The organism is Micromonospora sp. NPDC049900 (genome assembly GCF_044461025.1).
Taxonomy (GTDB): domain Bacteria; phylum Actinomycetota; class Actinomycetes; order Mycobacteriales; family Micromonosporaceae; genus Micromonospora.
In genome coordinates, this window is the sequence record NZ_JBITKM010000031.1 from 7,260 (window position 1) to 24,417 (window position 17,158).

The 17,158-nt window shown below is 73.0% G+C and carries 17 protein-coding genes, 2 tRNA genes and 2 pseudogenes; 9 read left to right on the forward strand and 12 right to left on the reverse strand.

The genetic code is table 11. From position 1 onward, the window contains the following. Positions 1–173 precede the first annotated feature (173 nt). Positions 174–246 (reverse strand) — tRNA-His (locus tag ACIBMZ_RS30200). 93 nt (positions 247–339) lie between these two features. Beyond that, complete coding sequence (gene orn, locus ACIBMZ_RS30205; protein ID WP_396699671.1) at positions 340–936, reverse strand: oligoribonuclease; 597 nt, start codon at positions 934–936, stop codon at positions 340–342. A 67-nt stretch (positions 937–1,003) separates the two neighbouring features. Here orn and ACIBMZ_RS30210 point away from each other — a divergent pair, with 67 nt between their 5' ends. After that, complete coding sequence (locus ACIBMZ_RS30210; protein ID WP_396699673.1) at positions 1,004–2,299, forward strand: glycosyltransferase family 87 protein; 1,296 nt, start codon at positions 1,004–1,006, stop codon at positions 2,297–2,299. 139 nt (positions 2,300–2,438) lie between these two features. Here the strand turns inward: ACIBMZ_RS30210 and ACIBMZ_RS30215 are convergent. The 3 genes and pseudogenes from ACIBMZ_RS30215 to ACIBMZ_RS30225 form a co-directional block, all read right to left on the reverse strand. Then, positions 2,439–2,807, reverse strand: a pseudogene (locus ACIBMZ_RS30215) (hypothetical protein); the annotation flags it as partial. A gap of 667 nt (positions 2,808–3,474) precedes the next feature. Then, entirely contained in the window at positions 3,475–4,224 is a 750-nt protein-coding gene (locus ACIBMZ_RS30220; RefSeq protein WP_396699675.1) for a YcnI family protein, read from the reverse strand. Positions 4,225–4,239: 15 nt separating this feature from the next. Then, positions 4,240–5,904 carry a copper resistance CopC/CopD family protein gene (locus tag ACIBMZ_RS30225; RefSeq protein WP_396699677.1) on the reverse strand — a complete coding sequence of 555 codons (1,665 nt, stop codon included), beginning with the start codon at positions 5,902–5,904 and terminating at the stop codon, positions 4,240–4,242. A gap of 204 nt (positions 5,905–6,108) precedes the next feature. On the opposite strand from ACIBMZ_RS30225, the gene ACIBMZ_RS30230 reads away from it, so the two are divergent. The 4 genes and pseudogenes from ACIBMZ_RS30230 to ACIBMZ_RS30245 all read left to right on the forward strand — a co-directional run bounded on the left by ACIBMZ_RS30230 (position 6,109) and on the right by ACIBMZ_RS30245 (position 9,093). Continuing rightward, a complete protein-coding gene (locus ACIBMZ_RS30230; RefSeq protein WP_396699678.1) occupies positions 6,109–6,702 on the forward strand; it encodes a sigma-70 family RNA polymerase sigma factor in 594 nt (197 codons plus the stop codon). After that, positions 6,699–7,212: pseudogene (locus tag ACIBMZ_RS30235) on the forward strand (MauE/DoxX family redox-associated membrane protein). The gene ACIBMZ_RS30230 and the pseudogene ACIBMZ_RS30235 overlap by 4 nt, the downstream one beginning before the upstream one ends. Continuing rightward, positions 7,205–7,921 carry a DsbA family protein gene (locus ACIBMZ_RS30240; protein ID WP_396699680.1) on the forward strand — a complete coding sequence of 239 codons (717 nt, stop codon included), beginning with the start codon at positions 7,205–7,207 and terminating at the stop codon, positions 7,919–7,921. Before ACIBMZ_RS30235 ends, ACIBMZ_RS30240 begins: the two are co-directional and overlap by 8 nt. Next, the gene (locus ACIBMZ_RS30245; protein WP_396699682.1) at positions 7,918–9,093 is read left to right on the forward strand and encodes a hypothetical protein; all 1,176 of its coding nucleotides are present in this window, start codon (positions 7,918–7,920) and stop codon (positions 9,091–9,093) included. The genes ACIBMZ_RS30240 and ACIBMZ_RS30245 overlap by 4 nt, the downstream gene beginning before the upstream one ends. On the opposite strand, the gene ACIBMZ_RS30250 is transcribed toward ACIBMZ_RS30245, so the two are convergent. Genes ACIBMZ_RS30250 through ACIBMZ_RS30265 form a run of 4 tightly spaced genes read right to left on the reverse strand, consistent with a single transcriptional unit; the run spans position 9,083 to position 11,722 of the window. Next, a complete protein-coding gene (locus ACIBMZ_RS30250) occupies positions 9,083–9,853 on the reverse strand; it encodes an energy-coupling factor ABC transporter ATP-binding protein (protein WP_396699684.1) in 771 nt (256 codons plus the stop codon). The genes ACIBMZ_RS30245 and ACIBMZ_RS30250 overlap by 11 nt on opposite strands. Continuing rightward, positions 9,850–10,614: a cobalt ECF transporter T component CbiQ gene (cbiQ, locus tag ACIBMZ_RS30255; protein ID WP_396699686.1), complete on the reverse strand. Its 765-nt coding sequence runs from the start codon at positions 10,612–10,614 to the stop codon at positions 9,850–9,852. The genes ACIBMZ_RS30250 and cbiQ overlap by 4 nt, the downstream gene beginning before the upstream one ends. Positions 10,615–10,622: 8 nt before the next feature. Then, positions 10,623–11,009, reverse strand: coding sequence for a PDGLE domain-containing protein (locus ACIBMZ_RS30260; protein ID WP_396699688.1), 387 nt, complete (start codon positions 11,007–11,009; stop codon positions 10,623–10,625). Further along, entirely contained in the window at positions 11,006–11,722 is a 717-nt protein-coding gene (locus ACIBMZ_RS30265) for an energy-coupling factor ABC transporter permease (protein ID WP_396699690.1), read from the reverse strand. The genes ACIBMZ_RS30260 and ACIBMZ_RS30265 overlap by 4 nt, the downstream gene beginning before the upstream one ends. 146 nt (positions 11,723–11,868) lie before the next feature. Here ACIBMZ_RS30265 and bcp point away from each other — a divergent pair, with 146 nt between their 5' ends. The 3 genes from bcp (at position 11,869) to ACIBMZ_RS30280 (ending at position 13,096) form a co-directional block, all read left to right on the forward strand. Further along, positions 11,869–12,345: a thioredoxin-dependent thiol peroxidase gene (bcp, locus tag ACIBMZ_RS30270; protein WP_396699691.1), complete on the forward strand. Its 477-nt coding sequence runs from the start codon at positions 11,869–11,871 to the stop codon at positions 12,343–12,345. Positions 12,346–12,409: 64 nt separating this feature from the next. Next, positions 12,410–12,492 (forward strand) — tRNA-Leu (locus tag ACIBMZ_RS30275). Between the two features lie 67 nt (positions 12,493–12,559). After that, on the forward strand, positions 12,560–13,096 hold the full coding sequence (locus ACIBMZ_RS30280) for a GNAT family N-acetyltransferase (RefSeq protein ID WP_396699693.1): 537 nt from the start codon (positions 12,560–12,562) through the stop codon (positions 13,094–13,096). Positions 13,097–13,111: 15 nt separating this feature from the next. On the opposite strand, the gene ACIBMZ_RS30285 is transcribed toward ACIBMZ_RS30280, so the two are convergent. The 3 genes from ACIBMZ_RS30285 to ACIBMZ_RS30295 all read right to left on the reverse strand — a co-directional run bounded on the left by ACIBMZ_RS30285 (position 13,112) and on the right by ACIBMZ_RS30295 (position 15,866). Beyond that, a complete protein-coding gene (locus ACIBMZ_RS30285) occupies positions 13,112–14,119 on the reverse strand; it encodes an expansin EXLX1 family cellulose-binding protein (RefSeq protein WP_396699695.1) in 1,008 nt (335 codons plus the stop codon). A gap of 66 nt (positions 14,120–14,185) precedes the next feature. After that, on the reverse strand, positions 14,186–15,028 hold the full coding sequence (locus ACIBMZ_RS30290; protein ID WP_396699697.1) for an MOSC domain-containing protein: 843 nt from the start codon (positions 15,026–15,028) through the stop codon (positions 14,186–14,188). Between the two features lie 4 nt (positions 15,029–15,032). Next, positions 15,033–15,866, reverse strand: a complete 834-nt coding sequence (locus ACIBMZ_RS30295; RefSeq protein WP_396699699.1) for an O-methyltransferase — start codon at positions 15,864–15,866, stop codon at positions 15,033–15,035. Between the two features lie 114 nt (positions 15,867–15,980). Between ACIBMZ_RS30295 and ACIBMZ_RS30300 the strand changes: the two genes are divergently transcribed. Further along, a complete protein-coding gene (locus ACIBMZ_RS30300) occupies positions 15,981–17,048 on the forward strand; it encodes an LCP family protein (RefSeq protein WP_396699701.1) in 1,068 nt (355 codons plus the stop codon). The last annotated feature ends 110 nt before the right edge of the window (positions 17,049–17,158 follow it).

Consider the following 17,158-nt stretch of genomic DNA (forward strand, 5'->3'; position numbering starts at 1 on the left):
GCGCGCCCGGGGGCGCCCCCCCCACCCCCCCCCACGTGGTGGCGGGCGGGGGCCGCGCCCCCCCGCCGGGGCCCCCCCCCGCCGTGGTCGTGGTGCCCCACCAACGCCCTAGAAAGACTCAGGCCCCGTCCGAGGACGGGGCCTGAGCTGCGGATACAAAGATCCAAAAGCCGGGTGACTGATGGGAATTGAACCCACGACAACCGGGACCACAACCCGGTGCTCTGCCAACTGAGCTACAGCCACCATGCCGCCGCGCCCGGACTCACCGCCCGTGCGGGTGCGGGGAAATCATACCCACACCCCAGCCGTTCGCGTCCAGCGGGTTGCCGGGGCCGCTCAGAGGTCGGCGGCGATGGCCTTCGCGCTCTCCACGTCCGGCCCGGGCAGCGGTACGAAGATGGTGCGGCGGTAGTACTCCAACTCGCGGATGCTCTCCCGGATGTCCGCCAGCGCCCGATGGGCGAGGCCCTTCTGCGGCTGGCCGAAGTACACCCGGGGGTACCACCGGCGGCACAGTTCCTTGATCGAGGAGACGTCGATCATGCGGTAGTGCAGGTGCGCGTCGAGGCGGGGCATGTCCCGGGCGATGAAGCCCCGGTCGGTGGCGATCGAGTTGCCGCAGAGCGGCGCGGTCCGGGGGTCCTTCACGTGGGTGGTGATGTAGTCGAGCACCCTGTCCTCGGCCTCGGCCAGGCTGACCGTGGAGCGACGGACCTCCTCGGTCAGCCCCGACTTGCCGTGCATCGTGCGGACGATCTCCGGCATGGCGTCGAGCGCCGCGTCGTCGGCGTGGATCACCACGTCCACGCCGTCGCCGAGCACACGCAGATCCGGGTCGGTGACCAGCGCCGCCACCTCGATCAGCTTGTCGCCGCCGAGGTCGAGCCCGGTCATCTCACAGTCGATCCAGACGAGAAGATCAGCCATCGGCACAGCCTACGCGCAGCCCACGCACCGTGGCTGCGCGCCGCCGGCCCGACCGACCGCTAGGGTCTTTCCCGTGCCCGCCGAACCTGCCACACCGTCCAGCGTCGACCTCGAAGACCCTGGTAGCCGCACCGCACGGCGGATCGTCGGAGCGCTGGCGCTCGCCTCGGTGCTACCGGTGCTCTACCTGCCGGGCACGGTGCACGACTTCTTCGACCTCAAGATCTACATGGCGGCGATGGACTGGTGGGCCGCCGGCAATCCGCTCTACGACTACGCCCAGCCGGACCGGGTGCAGGGCGAGCTGTTCTTCACCTATCCCCCGTTCGCCGCGCTGCTGCTGCTGCCGTTCTCCCTGCTGAAACTGGGCGTCACGGTGGCGATCTTCACGGGGTTGACCGTGCTCGGCGTGGTGGTCACCACGAAATGGCTGCTCGACCCGGTGATCCGCCGACACCACCTGCCGTACGCGTTCACCCTGGCCGTGGGCGCGTTGCTGGTCCTCGGGGTGGAGAGCACCCGGGAGACGATCACCTTCGGACAGATCAACATGCTGCTGGTGGTGTTGATCCTCGCCGACCTGCTGTTCGCCGTACCCCGTGGCAGCCGGTGGGCGGGGGTGGGCATCGGGCTGGCCACGGCACTCAAGCTCTTTCCGGGCATCTTCATCGTCTATCTGCTGGCCACCCGCCGGTGGCGGGCGGCGGTGGTGGCGAGCGCGACCGCCGCCGGGGCGACTCTGCTCGCCGCCGCGGTGGCGCCCGGCGACTCGTGGCGCTTCTGGACGCACGAGCTGTGGGCGACCGACCGGGTCGGTCGTACCGACTACACCGGCAACCAGTCGCTGTTCGGGCTGCTGAGCCGGCTGACCGCGCCGGAGGAGCCGAGCCGGCTGATCTGGCTGCCCCTGGTCGCGGCCGTCATCGGCTACGGCCTGTGGCGGGCGGTCCGCGCCACCCAGGCCGGTGACGCGCTCAGCGCACTGACACTGACCGGCCTGGTCGCCGCCCTGATCAGCCCGATCACCTGGACGCACCACATCTACTGGTTCGTCCCGGCGGTGATCATCCTGATCGACGCGACGCTGCGCACCGATCCGCGTACGCCGGAGGGGGCACGGCGACGACGCCGACTGGGCGGTTTCGCGCTCGGCACCTCGATGATCATCGTGTACGGCGTGGTGTCGTTCTACGACTGGGGTGTCACTCCGACGCCCACCCAGACGCCCTGGGAGTTCGTGTTCCGCAACGCGTACGTGCTGCTCTGTCTGGTGCTGCTGGTCGTGCTGCCGGTGCGTCCCCGGGTGGACCGGCCGGCGACCGAGTCACACGAAGCGGACACTCTTCCCGAGACGACCATTCACCGGTAATCTTCCCGTAGAGGCATCATCCTCCGATGGGCACCGATATCCCCCGGTGGTGGGCGGCCCTCCACGTCGGCAGCGCGGAGGGCCGCCCCACCCGTCCCGGCCCCGGCGCTGGCCGAGTCGTGGTCAGGACGGCGGGTGGTCAGGACGGCGGGGCGGGTGGACGCAGCGGGTGATGCGGGGCGGGCAGGTCGGCCAGGGTCTCCGGACGCGGCACCGGGGCGATCGCGGCCCGGGGCGCGGCGGCCACCGACACCAGTTGCCGCTCGGGCCTCGGACGCGGCGACGGCGGAGCGCCCAGGCCGCTGAGCGAGCTGACGCCCAACCGGCCGGCGAGCACCGGCACCTGATCGGGTTCGACCACGAAGACCACCTCGCGTGGGCGCACCGGGCGCAGCAGCACCAACGCCGCGAGGAGCACCAGCAGGATGCCACCGGCCAGCGAACCCCAGGTGGCCGGGGCGACCCAGCCGGCCCGCAGTTCGGCGCGCAGGTCCAGGGCCAGGTCGGCCCGACCGTCGGGGTGCATCAGCACCAGACTCAGGCGCTGACCGGCCAGTTCCCCGGGGCTCCATTCGAGGACACCGGTGCCCGCGCGTACCCAGAAGGTCTGTGCGGCCGGGGCCGCCGGCACGGTCGGCGGCGTGCCGGTCTCCGGCGTACGGTGCTCCAGCCGGACCGGCAGCGGCCCCCGGGCCAGCGCCGTCCGCTGCACCACGGCGTGCGGTGCCCCGGCCAGCCAGCGATTCGCCTCGTCGGCCGGGGCCAGCCCGACGAACGCCGGACCGTCCGCGGTACGCGCGTCCAGCCGCAGCCGCGCCTGCCCGAACCGACTGAACGGCACCTCCTGCCGCAACAGCGCGTCCAGGTCGGTCACCACCACCGCGTGCCCCGGTGTCCGCACGGTCTCGACCCGGGCGGTGAACCCCCCGCCCGGGTCCGCGTGACTGGTCAACAGGCCGAGCCCGGTGGCACCGAGCAGCGCGGTGGTGCCGGTGATCAGCAGCACCATGCCGGCCAACGCCCACACGAAACGCATCCGCCTTGTCCCCCTCCGTAGCGAGATACCCGGCCGACCTTACCTACGCCGAACGGCTGATCTGCGGATATCCACGGCACGGGGTGGGAAAGCGGACGGGCCCGCCGGGAACACCCGGCGGGCCCGCGACGCGGAGCGGTCAGGAGGCCGGGGTCGCCTCGCCGCCGCGGTCGGTCGGGTCGGCGGCCCGGCGGGTACGCGAGAACGCGAGCCCGCCCAACACCAGGCCGCCGACCCCGGCGACCAGCCCGGCGACGCCCAGCCCGACGGCCAGCCCGTCGCCGTCCTCGTCGTCGGCCACCGCCTCGGGCGCGGGCGCCCCGGCCGGTCCCTCGGTCGGGCTGCCGGCGGCGGCAAGGGTGAGCACCGGTGCCGGGGCGGCGGGCTCCTCGCCGCCCGGCTGCGGCTCGTCGATCCAGCGCACCACCCCGTCGTCGGAGTAGGTCTGCAACGCCTTGAAGACCATCTGGTCGACCTCGGGCAGCGGGCCCATCGAGACCGGGAACTCCTGGAAGGTGCCCGGTGCGATCGCCGCGTCCCCGCCGGCCGTCCAGGTGATCTTCGAGATCACCTCGGTGATCTCACTGCCGTGCACCTGCACCGGCGGGTCGACCTGACGCTTCTCCACCGCCACCGTCCAGCCCGGCACCGGCATGGTGGACACCGAGCCGACCGGGGCGTTCTCCGGCAGGAAGATCTCCAGCTTGGTGGTCGACGCGGTGTCGCTCTCGTTCGGCACCCGGAACGCGAACCGGCCGTAGCCGCCCTGCTCGGCCTGCTCCGGGTCGACCGTGACGTGGGCCGACGCGGGCGTCGCGAAGCCGAAGACGGCGACGGCGCCGAGCGCCAGGGCGGCGGCGGCACCCACGGTACGCCGGTGACGGATCATCGGTATGGAACCTCTCTAGGCAACGGGCACGGTGGCGGTCACCGTGGCCTGGTCGATCTCGGTGGTCCGGGCGGTGACCCGCAGCTCCCACTCCCCCGGAGCCGGCAGCGTGATCTCGCCGGTCGCGTGGTTGTCGGTCAGCGGCAGCAGCGGGATGTCGATCGCCTCGATCCCGGCCGACGGCAGCGCGATGGTGGCCTTCCACTCCACGACCGGCTGCGGCCGGTTGTCCGGCGTGTACGCGTAGAAGTGCACGGAGTTGTTGCCCCGTCGGGCCGGGGACATCTCGATCTGCAACGAGTAGAGCGTGCTCTCCACCCGGGTGGTGAAGTAGCCGGCGTCGACGGCGGCGACGTCCGTCGAGGCGGTCCGCGCGGGAGTGGTCTGCACCAGCACGGCGGTGACGCCGAGCACGACGGCGGTGACTGCCAGCTCCGCCCAGACGGCCCGGCGTACCGGCGCGGGACGGCTGGCGGCGACCCGTTTGCGGATCAGGTTCCGCGAGTACGCGGCCAACACGATCACCACGGCGAACAGCCCGACCTTGGCCAGCACCAGACGGCCATACGTGGTGTTGACCAGCGCTGTCGGCGTGGCCACCTCGATCAGCGCCTGGACGATGCCGGCGAGCAGCAGCGCGGAGACCGACAGGGCGGCCCAGCGCGACCAGATCGGCAGGATCGCGCCCAGTTCCCGCTCGTCCGCGCGGGGCAGCAGGAACGCCGCGAGCATCACCAGGCCGCCCAGCCAGACCGCCATGCTGCCCAGGTGCACCGCGTCCACGATCACCGACACCGCCGGGGCGGGCGAGGCCGCCGGGTGCCCGGACAGTGGCCAGGTGAGCAGCGCCGCACCGGCGAGCAGGCCGAGGATGATCAGGTCGGCCCGGCCGACCGGCCCGGCCAGCAGTGGCCGGAGCAGGAACGCCGCCGCCGCGAGCAGTCCCAGCCGGATCAGGTGGGCGGCGCCGAAGGTGCTGCCGAGCACCAGGCTGAGTCCCTCGCCGGTGATGTCCAACGGCCCGCCCCCGCTGGTGTACGGCACCTGCAACAACGCCACCGCGACGGTGGCCGCCGCCACCAGTCCCAGGCCGGTCCAGGCCAGGCGGGCCGGCCCCTGCCGGGAGAGCCGACGCGGCCAGAGCAGCGCGAGCACCAGGGCGGGACCGACGAGCAGCAGCAGACCGACGTACCCGACGAACTTCGCGGTCTTGATCGCGTTGGTGACCAGCGGGTCGGCCCGGCCGTCGTCGCCGCTGTCCACCGGCGGCTCCGACGGCGCACCGACGGAGTAGGTGAACGCACCGGAGACGGGGTGGCTGTCCGCCGAGATCACCCGGTAGGTCACCAGATAGGTGCCGTTGCCGCCGGAGGTGTCGACCGCGATGTTGACCACGCTGTCGGTGAAGGTCGGGTCGCCCCGGTCGACGCGGGATCCGTCCGGCGCGATGACCCGGATCCGGTCCGGCACCCGGCGGACCGGCTCGCTGAAGGTGAGCACCACCTCGGCCGGTGCCGCAGGTACCACGGCCGACGCGGCCGGGCTGCTGCTGGAGAGCACGGCGTGGGCGGCGGCCGGTCCGCTGGGAACGAGCAGCAGGGCGACGACGGTGACCAGCAGGCCGGCAGCGGCGGCCCAGCGGGTGGATCGGCGGCGAGGGACGGCAGTCATGACCCACATCGTCTCCGACCGGACCCCTTTCCGGCGAGTCGCAGCCATCGATTGACGGCTATCATCCGCGATCGTACGCAGACGCGCGGGTACCCGGCCGAGGTCATGAGAGGGTAGTCGGTCGGGCCCCGGCGAAAGTTCCCGGCGTGGCGCAGCCCATGAAGGGCCGAAGGACCCTGCTGCCGACGGTGGGGCCGCGTAACCTGGGTTGTCGTGATCCCCGCCCCGCGCGACACCCGCGCCGCCGCCCACCTCGGCGGTGTCGACGCGCACGCCGGCCCGGACCCGGCCACCGGCTGGGCGCTCGCCGCCCGCGACGGCGACCCGGTCGCCCAGTCCGCCTTCGTCCGCGCCACCCAGGCCGAGGTGTGGCGGTTCACGGCGGCCCTGCTGGACCCGGACAGCGCGGACGATCTGACCCAGGAAACCTACCTGCGGGCCTTCCGGGCGCTCCCCGCCTTCGAGGGTCGCTCCAGCGCCCGCACCTGGCTGCTCGGCATCGCCCGGCGGGCCTGCGCCGACCATCTCCGGACGGTGGTCCGGCGGCGGCGTCTCGACCAGCGGCTCACCGCCCACGCGCACACCGACCGGTCGCACCCCGACCCGGCCGGGCAACTCGGCACGGCCGACCTGGTCAGTCGACTGCCCGCCGAGCGGCGCGGCGCGTTCGTGCTCACCCAGTTGCTCGGCCTGTCCTACGCCGAGGCGGCGACCGTGGAGGGTGTGCCGGTGGGCACCATCCGGTCCCGGGTCGCCCGGGCCCGCGCCGAACTCGTCGACGCGGTCGGTGAGGCGTTGGCCGGGTGAACGGGCCGGGCGCGACGGTGAGGTGGACGCGGTGGCGGCCCTGGCTCGGGCTCGCCCTCCGGCTCGGGCTGGCCGCCGTCTGGCTCTACGCCGGTGCCACCAAGGTCGGCGACCTGGCCGCCTCCGGCCGCAGCGTGCACGCGTACCAGGTGATGCCGTACGACTTGGCGGTGGTGATCGGCGCGGTGCTGCCCTTCGTCGAGCTGGCGCTGGGCGTACTGCTGCTGCTCGGGTTGGCTACCCGGCTCACCGCCGGGGTCTCGGTGGTCCTGCTGCTGCTCTTCGTCGCGGGCATCGCCTCGGCCTGGGCCCGTGGCCTGGCGATCGACTGCGGCTGCTTCGGCAGCGGCGGCGAGCTGCCGGCCGGGCAGCGCCCCAGCTACCTCTCGGAGATCCTCCGGGACGTTGCCTTCCTGGCGATGGCCGGGTTCCTGCTGGTCTGGCCCCGGACGGCCGTCTCGCTGGACGGCGTCCTGACGGGCGAACGGGGTGGAGGACGAGGATGAGTAGTCGCAAGGGACGCAAGGACGCGGCCCGGGTCGTCCGGGAACAGATGGCCCGGGAGCGGCGCCGCAAACGGACCCTGTGGATCTCGCTCGGCGCGGTGGTGGTGCTGGTCATCGCCGGGCTGATCGGATGGAGTGTCTGGTCGGGCCAGCGGTCCGGCGACTTCACCCCGCCACCGGGCGCCAACGACGCCGGCACCGGCGTGGTGGTCGGCTCCGGACCGGTCACCGTCGACGTGTACGAGGACTACCTCTGCCCGGCCTGCAAGCAGTTCGAGCAGACCAGCGGGCCCGCCCTCGAGCAGCTCGTCGACGAGGGCAAGGTACGGGTGGTGTACCACCCGGTCGCCTACCTGAACCGCTTCTCCAGCACCCAGTACTCGACCCGGGCGTCCGCCGCCTCCGGGTGCGCCGCCGAGGGCGGCAGGTTCAGCGAGTTCGGCGCGGCGTTGTTCGAGCGCCAGCCGCCGGAGGGCGGCGCCGGCCTCAGCGACGACCAGCTCGTCGACATCGGCGCCGAGGTCGGGCTGGACCGGAACGCCTTCGGCACCTGCGTCCGGGACGGCAGGTACAAGTCGTGGACCGCGCACGTCACCGAGCAGGCGGGCCGCGCCGACGTCACCGGCACGCCGACCGTCCTGGTCGACGGCCAGCCGGTGCAGCAGTGGACGCCGGAGAACATCACCGCCGCGGTGGAGGCGGCCGGAAAGTGATCCGAGTCGTCTGGGCCCGTACCGGGCTGTTGCCCATGGCGGCCCGTACCGGGCTGTTGCTCACCGGAGTGGCCGTCGCGCTCCTGGCCGGTGCCGCCCCGGCCGCCGCGCACGGCGCGGACGCGCCCGACGGCACCGACTACCGGGTGGCGGTCGGTGCGGTCGAGGGCCGACCGGACCTGCGGGTCCGGGTGGTCGAGGCGGGCGCGCGCCTGGAACTGACCAACACCGGTGACGGGCCGGTCGAGGTGATCGGCTACTCGGGCGAGCCCTACCTGCGGGTGGGACCGGACGGCGTGTTCGAGAACACCCGCTCACCGGCGACCTACCTGAACCGCACGATCCTCGCCGACACCCCGCTGCCCGACGAGGTCGATCCGGCCGCCGCACCGCAGTGGCGACGGATCGACACCGGCACCACCGCCCGCTGGCACGACCAGCGGGCGCTGTGGCGCGAGGCGGGTCCGCCCGCCCAGGTCCGCGCCGCCCCCGACCGCGAGCACCGGGTACGCGACTGGGTCGTACCGCTGCGCGACGCCGACGGCCGCGCCGAGATCCGGGGCACCCTGGACTGGGTACCGCCGCCGGACGCGTACCCCTGGTGGGTGGCGATCACGCTCGGCGCGCTCGCGGTGGGCGCGGCCGGGCTGTTGCCGGCCGCCTCGTCGCCCGGCGGGCGGGCGCGGACCGCTCTCGGCGCGCTGCTGGCGGTCGGCGGGGTGGCGGCGGTCGTGCTCGCCGTGGGTCGGGTGCTCGACGCCGGGGCAGAGGGGGTAGGCGCGGTGCTGACCGGGCTGCTGACCGGCCCGGTCTGGACCCTGCTGACCGGGCTCGGCGCGATCGTCGCCGGAGGCTGGGCGGTGACCCGGCGCGACGGCGTGGACTTCGTGCTGGCGCTGGCCGGGGCGTGCCTGGCCCTGTTCGCCGGGGTGGCCAACGCCGCCGTGCTGTCCCGCGCCGTCCCACCGGTGCCGTGGTCGGCCACCGTCACCCGGATCCTGGTCGTGGTGGTCCTCGTCGCCGGGGCCGGGGCACTCGCCGCCGCCGTGCTGCGCCTGCACGCCACCGGGCGGGCCATCGCGCCCGCCCACACCGAACCGGCCGACACCAGACCGGCCGACACCGGACCGGCCGACACCGGACCGGCCGACACCGCGCCGGTCACTCGGTGACCGGGTGCGGGACGGGGCGGAACGGATAGGGCAGTTCGAGCCGGTGCCGCGCCAGCAGGTCCGAGTCGGCCAGGAGCGCCGGGGTGGGGCCGTCGGCCACGATCCGCCCGTCGTCCAGGATCACCGAACGGTCGCAGAGTTCGTAGGCGTACGGCAGGTCGTGGGTGACCATCAGCACCGTCACCGGCAGGGACCGCAGGATGCCGGCCAGTTCCCGCCGGGCCGCCGGGTCCAGGTTGGACGACGGTTCGTCGAGCACCAGGATCTCCGGACGCATGGCCAGCACGGTGGCCACCGCCACCCGGCGGCGCTGGCCGAACGAGAGATGGTGCGGGGCGCGGTCCCGGTGCGCCGACATGCCGACGGCGGCCAGCGCCTCGTCCACCCGCGCGGCGAGTTCCGCGCCGCGCAGCCCGAGGTTCGCCGGCCCGAAGGCCACGTCCTCGGCGACGGTGGGCAGGAAGAGCTGGTCGTCCGGGTCCTGGAAGACGATGCCGACCCGGCGACGGATCTCCGCCAGGACGGCCCGGTCCGGTCCGACCGCCAGGCCACCCACAACGACGCCGCCCTCGGTGGGCACCAGGATCCCGTTGAGGTGCAGCACCAGCGTGGTCTTGCCGGCGCCGTTCGGGCCGAGCAGGGCCACCCGTTCACCCCGGGCCACGGTCAGGTCGACGCCGCGCAGCGCGACGTGCCCGTCCGGGTAGGCGTACCGGACACCGTGCACGTGCAGGCTGGGCGTGGGCCCACCGGCGCTCACGTCAGCACGGCGGCGGTGGCCGCCACGGTGCCCGCCAGCACCGGGACCGTGGCCGCGAGCAGCCACTGACCGGGCGTCGCCGCACCCGCCCCGGACCACACCACCGGCATCCGGCCGGTGTACCCGCGCGAGCGCATCGCCAGGTACACCCGCTCCCCCCGCTCGAAGGCGCGCAGGAACAACGCACCGATCCCGACCGCGAACCCGCGTGCCTGCCAGAGGAAACGCGGGTCGTCACCCCGGGAGATCCGGGCGATCCGCATCCGTCGGGCCTCACCCACCAGCACCTCCAGGTACCGCAGCATGAAGGTGGCGATCTGGGTGAGGATCTGCGGGCAGCGCAGCCGGTCCAACCCGACGATCAGGTCGCGGGTGGTGGTGGTCGCGGCCAGCAGCAGCGACGCCCACACGCCCAGGGTCCCCTTGGCGAGGATGTTCCCCGCGCCATACAGCCCGTCGACCGACAGGGCCAGCCCCAGCACGTCGACCCGCTCCCCGGTGCCGAGAAACGGCAGCGCGACCGCGAACAGCACGAACGGCAACTCGATCGTCGAACGCAGGAGCAGCCATCCGGCGGGCACCCGGGCGAGCGCGGCGACGGCGGCCACCAGCAGGGCGTACACCCCGAAGGCCCAGAGCGCCACGCGCGGCGTGGCGACCACGGCGACGGTGAACGCCACCATCGCCGCGATCTTGACCTCCGGCGGCAGCCGGTGCACCGGCGAGTCGCACTCCCGGTACAGCACGTGAGCGCTGGCCATCCCCGTTGCTACCCCCGGCCCGACGCGGTGACGTCGGTCCGGCCCGACTCGTCGTCCGGGCCGGGGCCACGACGACGGACCAGCCAGAACGCGCCACCGGCCACGGCGAAGGTGAGCAGTACGCCGAGCACGCCGGCCAGGCCGGTGGAGACGATCTCGTTGTCCAGCCCGGCGATGCCGTAGTCGGCCAGCGGGCCGCCGATCTCGTGCTCCTTCTCCTGCAGGGCCGGGCAGTCCCCGCCGACGATCTCGTCGTCGGCGTCGAAGACGCAGCCCTCCCGCAGCGACGAGTCCAGCCCGTCCGGATGGGCCGAGGCGACGTTGCTGACCAGCCCGGCCAACAGCAACGCGACGAGCAGACCGCCGACGAGGAAACTCCGGGACCGGGTGCTCATCGGACACCTCCGGTAGCCGGGACGGACCTCGACGCGGCCGGCGACAGGGCCCGCAGCGCGTACACCAGGTCGGGTCGGACCTTCGCCACGGTGACCACCGTGGTCGCCGTGATCAGCCCCTCGCCGACGCCGATGAGCAGGTGGGAGACGGCCATCGTGCCGGCCAGCCCGGCCAGGTTGCCGCCGAGGTCGGTGGTGCCGCCGAGCTGGTACTGGAGCACGAAGCCCATCGCCGCGACCACCACGCTCACCACCGAGGCGACGAAGGCCGCCACCGCCAGCCCGGTCGGCGTACGCGGCAGCACCCGCAGCAGTAGCGCGATCGTCAGGTACGCCACCGCGATGCCGATCACCGCCATGTTGGTGACGTTGAGCCCGAGCATCGCCACCCCGCCGTCGCCGAAGACCAGCGCCTGCACCGCCAGCACCACCGCCACGCAGAGCGCGCCGACCCAGGGGCCGACCAGCATGGCGGCGAGTGCGCCGCCGAGCAGGTGACCGCTGACTCCCCCGATGAGGATCGGGAAGTTGAGCATCTGCACGGCGAAGATGAACGCCGCCACCAGACCGGCCATCGGCGCGAGCCGGTCGTCCAGGTCCTGTCGTCCACGCCGGACGCAGAACGCCATCGCTGCCAGGGCCAGCACCCCGAAGACCGCCGCGACCGGACCGTTGATGATTCCGTTGGAGATGTGCATGGCCAGGGTTTCCACGTGACCTCCCACGTGACGGCGGGCCCACGCTCGCCGGCAGGGTGAGCGTATTTCCTGACATAGGCTGTTGCCAATACCTGGCAGGAGTGTGATCGCGGGTGCGGCGTGCCGGCCGGGTCGGCCCGCGACGGCGGTAGGGTCGTGCCATGACCGCACCCGCTCGCCTCGCCGCCGGTGACCCGGCACCCGAGTTCACCCTCCCCACCGACACCGGAGGGCAGCTCACCCTGGCCGACCTGCGCGGCCGCAAGGTCATCCTGTACGCCTACCCGGCCGCGATGACCCCCGGCTGCACCAAGCAGGCCTGCGACTTCCGTGACTCGCTCGCCTCGCTCCAGGCCGCCGGCTACGAGGTGATCGGCATCTCGCCGGACAAGCCGACGAAGCTGGCCACGTTCCGCGAGCGCGACGCGATCACCTTCCCGCTGGTCGCCGACGTCGACAAGTCGGTGCTGACCGCGTACGGCGCGTACGGCGAGAAGCAGTCCTACGGCCGTACGGTGACCGGGGTGATCCGCTCGACGTTCGTGATCGACGAGAACGGCAAGATCGAGCGGGCGCTCTACAACGTCAAGGCCACCGGCCACGTCGCCAAGCTCCGCCGCGATCTCGGCCTGGACTGACGCGGTCGTACCGCCCGCCGACTCGACACGGTCCCGGCGCGACGCTCTAGACTCGGTGGCGCTGGCGGGAGTGGCGTAATGGCAGCCGCGGTAGGTTTAGGTCCTATTGTCCGAAAGGACGTGGGGGTTCGAATCCCCCCTCCCGCACCGACCGGTCCGTCGCCTTGGTCACGATCGCAGGTGATCGGGGCGCGGGTCGATGACGATGGGCACCGTGAGTCTGCGCTTCGTCCTGGATCCCGAGCTGACCCCCGATCTGCGTACCCGGATCGTCGCGCTCTGGGTCGACGTCACCAACGCGGGCGGGGCGGTCGGCTTCGTCGCCCCGGTCACCGCCGACGAGGTCCGTACCATCGCCGACCCGACGCTGGCCGGGATCGCGGACGGGCCGGACCGCCTACTGCTGGGATACGACGGTGACCGGTTGGTCGCCATGGCGATCCTCACCGATCCCCGGTTCCACCTCAAGAGACACCTGAGGGTGCTCACCCGCGTGATGGTGCACCCGGACACGCAGGGGCACGGCGTCGGTGACGCGCTGATGCGCGAGGCCGAGCGGGTGGCCCGTGACCTGGGGCTGGCGGCCCTGCACGTCACGGTGCGCGACGGACTGGGACTGGACCGGTTCTATCGGCGACTCGGCTACCGCGAGGTGGGCCGCTGGCCCGCCGCGCTGCGCGTCGGCCCCGGCGACGACCGCGACGAGATCCTGATGTGGCTCGGGTTGACCGGCGGATCGGCCGGTCGCTGACGGACGAGCCGGACGTCAGGAACCGCAGCCCGGTGAGGTGGCGGCCACCGGTACGGGCGGCGGGGCGGCCGGGTCGCTGGTCGGCGCGGCCGGGCTCGCGGTCTCGGCCGGTGGGGTGGTCGAGGCGGACGGGGTCGGGCCGGGGGTGGCGCTGGCGCGCGGCTTCGGGCTGGCCGACGGTGACCGGGACGCGGTGGTCGTACCGCCCGTGGTGCCGCCGTACATCCGGACGGTGGAGCGCTGCACCTGGCCGGGCGCCATCCGGACGCCGGTGGCGGTCACCCGGTGTCCACGGGTGTCGGTCACCCGGACCTGGTACGGCCCGGAGCCGGCACCGGAGTCGATCAGCCAGTAGTTGTAGCTCTCCCGGGTGGCCGCCCGCCAGTTCCCCGAGCCGCCCTGACGCACCTCGACCGAGCGCAGCGGGTTGCCGTGTCCGGCGACCAGCACGGCGAACCAGTACTGCGACGCGCCTTCCTTGATCCGGAAGGTGAGCGGACCGGCCAACGGCGGGTCCACCACGAGGCGGTAGCTGACGTTCACGATGCCCTGCACCGGGTCGGCGATCCGGGCGAACGCCTCCCGGGACAGGTCGATGTGGCCGGGTGCGCACTCCGGGCACTGATCCATGATCATGACGCGGACCTTGCCCTTCGGCCCGGTCACGTCGAGGTAGCCGCCGCAGGCCGCGCCGTCGGCGTACTCGCTGGGGCCGAGGGCGACGTAGAGACGGTCGGCGGGGGCGGACGGGTAGGAGCAGTTGCCGCCCTCGCCCTTGGAGTCGTAGAAGGTCGACTTTCCCTTGTTGAGGGTGCCGGCGGCGGGCGGGGCGAGCAGCGCGGCGGCGACCGGCGCGGCGGCTCGGGGCGGCGCGGCGCAGGCGGGTGCGGCGCCCGAGCGCAGCGCGAGGGTGAGGCCGAGGACCGTGGCGAGTGTCGCCACGGCCCCACCGGCCAGCCAGCGGCCCAGCTTCGGACGCCGGGTACGGGCTCGGTCGGCGGGGCCGTCGGTTCCGTCGGTCACGCGGACCGATGCTGCCGGACGGCCACCGGATCGGACAAGCCACCTAAGCCAAAGCTAAGACGAAGATCAGCGGGACCCGGATGGCGTTGCTCGACCGGCCGGTTCCACCCGGTCACCGACCGTGAGTCGACCGAACTCCAGCGGTACGACGTTCAGCCCGAACAGCAACTGGCGGCCGATGTTGCGGTGCCGCGCGAGGGTGCGCAGCGGTTCCCGGCCGCGTACCCCGGTCTCCTGGTCGGTGGTGGTGACCAGGCAGCGGGCCGACGGGCCGGCGGCGCGGAAGGCGACCCCGCCGATCCGCAGCCCTCGGCCCTCCCAGTCGTCCTCCGCCCAGGCCGGGGCGCCGTCGACGACCAGGTTGGGCCGGAACCGGGCCATCGGCACCGGGTCCGCGCCCGCCGCGGTGAGCCATTCGCCGAGCGCAGCCAGCGACGCGGTGCTGGTCAGCAGCACCGGGTACGCGTCGGCGAAGCTGACCCGGTCGCCCGGGTCGTGCTTCTTGCGGCCCGGTTCGATGTGCCGGGCCGGCTCGGCCAGCCAGACCAACCGGACCGGTCGGTCCAGTACCGCACTGAGCCAGGCGTCGGCGGCCGGGCCGGCGGGAAGCGCGTCGACCCGCAACAACCGTCGGCGGAAGGTGCGTACCGGCACCGGGTCGACACCGACCGGCTCGGCGACGGGCAGGTCGGGCTGCCCGTCGGCGCGCAGCAGCAGCCCGTCGGGGCCGGGCCGGGCGTGCACCCGGACCAGCGCGGTGACCTCGCGTTGGGTGACGCCGACGCCCTCGGCGTCCACCACCATCCAGCGTCGGTCGCCGTCGAGGCCCCACGGTGCCACCCCGACCTCGGCGTGGCCGATCCGCTGACAGCCCTTGATCGGATAGGTGCTGATCTCGGTCAACCGCACCCGGTCACCATGCCACCCCGATGCCGTCGCCGGGGTACCAGTGGTCGGCGGGCGTCTCCCGGTAGGCGAGGAACCGGCGGCCGGTCCGCTCGGCGTGGTCGGCCAGCACGGTGGTGTGCGTGACGTTGTCGGTGAGCAGCATCGCCCCCGGCGCCAGCTTCGGCTCGACGGCGTCGAACTCGCGCTTCTCGTAGGCGCGGTTGTGGTCGCTGTCGTGCAGGAACAGGTCGACCGGCCGGTCGAGGGCGGCGATCGACTCGACGGAGTCGCCGACCACCAGGTCGATCACCTCCGACCAGGGCGCGACCCGGGCCAGGTAGCCGGCCTCCGGGTTGATGTCGATCGAGCTGACCCGGCCGGGGTGGCCCTCGGCGGCGTTGCGCAGCAGGGCGGCGGCGAGTACGCAACTGCCCAGGCCCTTGTCCACACCGGTCTCCACGATGTGCGCCGGTCTGCGGGCCCGGACGATCGCGTACCAGCCGATCCGGCGGGCGTACCGGACCTGCTTGTCGGCCAGCCCGCGACGGGCCGCACCGGCGGTGGCCGCGGCGATGTGCCGCCGCAGCGCGTCGTCCGACTCGATCTCCCTCAGATAGCCGCGCACCTGCTTGACCGGCAGGTCACAGACCACGCTGACGAACCAGGCGAGGTGGCTGCGACTGAGCTTGGTCAGCTCGTACGTGTAGTTGTGGTGCTCCCGCGAGGTCACCAACCAGCGGGCCGACGTACGGAGCACCCGGGCGTCATGACGGGCGACCGCGGCCAGTCGTTTCGGGAAGGCGGCAACGGGTGCGAGGCGGGTACGGGCGATGGCCCGACGCAGCTTGACGGCGTCCACGGCTGGGTTGTACCAGACTGACGGAAACCCGTGGGGGACGCGACGGAACGGCCAGGCGAAAGTCGGCACCGGGCGGGGATTCCCCGAGAACGTGAAATCAGTAGCATCTCCGCCATGTCGAGTGGAGAGCAGGCCGGGACCGTCCCCCCGGCGGAACACCTCGCGGCGGGGGGCACCGACGGGCCGCAGCCGGCGACCGCAGGCAGACCCCGCCGCAGATGGCTGCGGATCACGCTGATCAGCGTGCTGGTGCTGGCGTTGGTCGGTGTCGGCGGTGTGGTGGCCGCAGGCTTCTATCTCAAGTCGGTCGAGTCGGACATCGAGCGGGTCGACGCCTTCGACGGCGTACCCGCGGAGACCCGGCCCGAGGTGGTCGCCGGGGACGCGCTCAACATCCTGGTGCTGGGCAGCGACTCACGCGATCCGGAGAGCACCGGCGGTTCACGGACGGACACCATCATCCTGGCGCACCTGCCGAAGAACCGGTCCAGCGCCCAACTCATCTCCATCCCCCGCGACACCTGGGTCGCCGTGCCACGGTCCAAGGAGGGGCGCGGTGGCCGCGATGCGAAGATCAACGCCGCGTACGCCTGGGGCGGGGTGCCGCTGATGGTGCAGACCGTGGAGCAGTTCACCAAGGTCCGCGTCGACCACGTGGTGATGGTCGACTTCGCCGGATTCAAGGAGATCATCGACGCGCTCGGCGGGATCGAGGTGAACTCGGAGAAGCAGTTCACCTCGATCCATCCGCCGTTCCGCACCTTCCAGGCCGGCCCGCAGAAGATGGACGGCGAGACGGCTCTGGACTACTCCCGTCAGCGCAAGCAGTTCGCCGACGGCGACTTCTCCCGGATCCGGCACCAGCAGCAGGTGATCAAGGCGATCCTGGACAAGGCCACCTCCGGCGGTCTGCTCACCAACCCGGCCCGGCTGAACTCCTTCCTCCAGGCCACCTCCGGCTCACTCTCGATGGACAAGGACCTGTCCCTGGTCGACATGGCCACCGAGAACCGCAACCTGCGCGGCCGGAACCTCACGTTCGTGACCAGCCCGACCAAGGGCACCGGACGGGTCGGCTCGGAGAGCGTCGTGTTCGCCGACGACAAGCGGGTCGACACGTTCTATGCGGCGGTGCGCCGGGACGCCGTGCAGGACATCATCGACGGGGCCGACAAGAAGTGACCGGACGTGGGGGGGGGGGGGGGGCGCGGCGCCCCCCCCCCCCCCCCCCCCCCCCACCCCCCCCCCCCCCCCCCCCCCCCCCCCCCCCCCCCCCCCCCCCCCCCCCCCCC